Genomic DNA, 1,323 nt, shown 5'->3' on the forward strand with positions numbered 1-1,323 from the left:
TGAGGTTACCCTCGTTTAGTGGACACCCTATTTGTGCGGATCTTGTGTCCGTAGGAGAGGATGTTCATTGTGAGTCAACAGCGCAAGAAGTACACGCCGGAGTACCGGCGTGAAGCCGCGAACCTTGTAATCGAGTCAGAGCGCCCGATCGCTCATGTGGCTAAGGAGATTGGCGTCTCCGCCGGGCTTTTAGGCCGGTGGGTCAAACTCGAGCGTGAACGCCGAGGGGCCTCGGATGGGATGAGTGAGGCGGATCTTCGTGCTGAGAATGCTCGTCTGCGCCGTGAGTTGGCGGAAGCCAAGATGGATAATGAGTTTTTGTCAAAAGCGACAGCCTTCTTCGCCGCGAAGCAACGCGAGCAGAAAAGTTCGAATTGATGCAGCAGGAGAAGGCAAACTACAGCATCAAACGCATGGCACGGCTATTAAAAGTGTCTCGGTCTGGATACTACAAATGGGCTGATACGCAGCAGAAGCGACTATCTGGCGAAAATGATCGTGCTGCATTTTACGATGGCGTTGACCGAAAGATTCATCAGATTTGGAAAGACTCCGATGAGGTTTATGGTGCTCCGCGGATCACCGCAGAACTTACCGAGCGCTACCAGATCACCCTGAATCGCAAGACTGTGGCTAAGCGGATGCGCATGATGGGCATTGAAGGGATTTCACCGCGTGCCTTTGTCCCGGTGACAACGATTCAATCCAAGCGTAAGTCAGCTCTTCCTGACCTGGTCAAGCGCATGTTTGATACTGGTGAGCTCAACCGAGTGTGGATGTCGGATATTACCTACCTACGCACCAGCGAGGGATGGTTGTACTTGTGTGCGGTCCGCGACGGCCATTCCCGCAGGGTGCTGGGCTGGGCGATGGATAGCGTTCAAGATACATGCCTGGTCGAACGGGCCCTGCGGATGGCATATACACTGCGCGGTGACGTTCCTGATGGGCTGGTGTTCCACGCTGACCGCGGAACGCAATTTACCAGCGAGAAGCTCTGGGAAGTCTGCCATAACCTGGGCATTGCTCAGTCTGTGGGGCGTACTGGTGTGTGCTTTGATAACGCGATGGCTGAGTCGTTCTGGTCGACGCTTAAAACCGAGTTCTACGACCGTAAGCGTTGGCCTACCCGCGATGCTGCGCGCAAGGCCGTTGCCTACTGGATGGAAGTCGTTTACAACCGTCGGCGCCGGCACTCTGCACTAGGAATGGTCAGCCCCGTCGACTTCGAAAACCACATTGGTCTAACCACCAGTAGAAAAGAAATAGCTGCCTAAACACTAGGTAGCCCCACTACGTGTCCACGATTTGCGGGCAACCCCA

At 54.8% G+C, this 1,323-nt stretch carries 1 protein-coding gene; it reads left to right on the forward strand.

Annotated features, from left to right (window positions below; genetic code table 11):
• The first annotated feature begins 60 nt into the window (after window positions 1–60).
• A protein-coding gene (locus BJP07_RS09430; protein ID WP_143111770.1) for an IS3 family transposase occupies window positions 61–1,277 on the forward strand; the annotation gives its coding sequence in 2 pieces (ribosomal slippage) (window positions 61–322 and window positions 322–1,277; 1,218 coding nt in all).
• Window positions 1,278–1,323 lie beyond the last annotated feature (46 nt).

Source organism: Corynebacterium sp. NML130628 (assembly GCF_001875665.1).
In the GTDB taxonomy this organism is placed as follows: domain Bacteria; phylum Actinomycetota; class Actinomycetes; order Mycobacteriales; family Mycobacteriaceae; genus Corynebacterium.